Annotated in this window: 1 protein-coding gene; it reads left to right on the forward strand. The window is 72.9% G+C overall.

The window, feature by feature from the left end; translation table 11 throughout:
* Positions 1–112 precede the first annotated feature (112 nt).
* Positions 113–1,402, forward strand: a 1,290-nt coding sequence (locus tag AC27IO_RS24195; protein WP_498741213.1) for an HlyD family secretion protein, incomplete at its 3' end; no start/stop codon positions are given.

Genomic DNA, 1,402 nt, shown 5'->3' on the forward strand with positions numbered 1-1,402 from the left:
CGCGGGTGCCGTGGCCACGGCGGCCCCTGCCGCCGCCACCGCCGCGCACTGAGCCGCCCGCCACCCCTTTTTACCGAACCGAACACCTTCCCGACCGCGAGGAGCCCTTTCCATGAACGCACCGCAAACCCCCGCCACCGCGCCCGCAGACCCCGGCGCCGCCAAGGCCCGCCGCCGCAAGGCCCTGATCTCGCTTGCCGCCCTCGTGGTGGTGGCGGGCGGCGCCTGGGGCGTCTACGACTGGCTGGTGGCCAGCCACTACGAAGACACCGACAACGCCTACGTGCAGGGCAATGTCATCCAGATCACGCCGCAGACGGGCGGCACCGTGATGTCCATCCTGGCCGACGACACCGACTTCGTGAAGGCCGGCGCCGCGCTGGTCAAGCTCGACCCCGCAGATGCCAGCGTGGCACTGGAGCAGGCCGAGGCGGGCCTGGCCCAGGCGGTGCGCCAGGCGCGCACGCTCTATGCCAACAACGGCTCGCTCAACGCGCAGATCAGCCTGCGCCAGGCGGACGTGGCCAAGGCCCGCTCCGACATCGCCCGCGCCACCGACGACCTGCGCCGCCGCCAGGCCCTGTCGGGCAATGGCGCCGTGTCCAAGGAAGAGTTGAACCACGCGCAGAGCCAGCTCGATGCGGCCCGCACGGCGCTGGCCGCGGCCGAGGCCGGCGTGGTGTCGGCGCGCGAGCAGCTCGCCAGCAACCAGTCGCTCACCCAGGGCATCTCGGTGGACCAGAACCCCAACGTGCTGGCCGCCGCCGGCAAGGTGCGCGAGGCCTACCTGGCCGCCCGCCGCACCGACCTGCCCGCCCCCGTGGACGGCTACGTGGCGCGCCGCACCGTGCAGCTGGGCCAGCGCGTGGCCGCCGGCACGCCGCTCATGACCGTGGTGCCGCTCAACCAGGTGTGGGTGGATGCGAACTTCAAGGAAAACCAGCTGCGCAACCTGCGCCTGGGCCAGCCCGCCAAGCTCACGGCCGACCTGTACGGCAAGAAGGTGGAATACACCGGCACCATCGCCGGCATGGGCGTGGGCACGGGCTCGGCCTTCGCGCTGCTGCCCGCGCAGAACGCCACCGGCAACTGGATCAAGGTGGTGCAGCGCGTGCCGGTGCGCATCGCGATCGATGCCGAGCAATTGCGCACCCACCCGCTGCGCGTGGGGCTGTCCATGGACGTGAAGGTGGACACGCAGGACCGCAGCGGCCACCTGCTGGCCGACGCGCCGCGCACCCAGGCCGTGGCGCAGACCGCGGTGTACGACGACCTGGACAAGGGCGCCGGCGCCGACGTGGCCCGCATCATCGCGGCCAACGCCGGCCCGGGCTACAAGCCCACGCTGGCCGCCGCGCCGGCCAAGGGCACGTCGCAGGTCGCCATGGCGCCGGCCACGACC

This window comes from Acidovorax sp. KNOB132 (assembly GCF_057541515.1).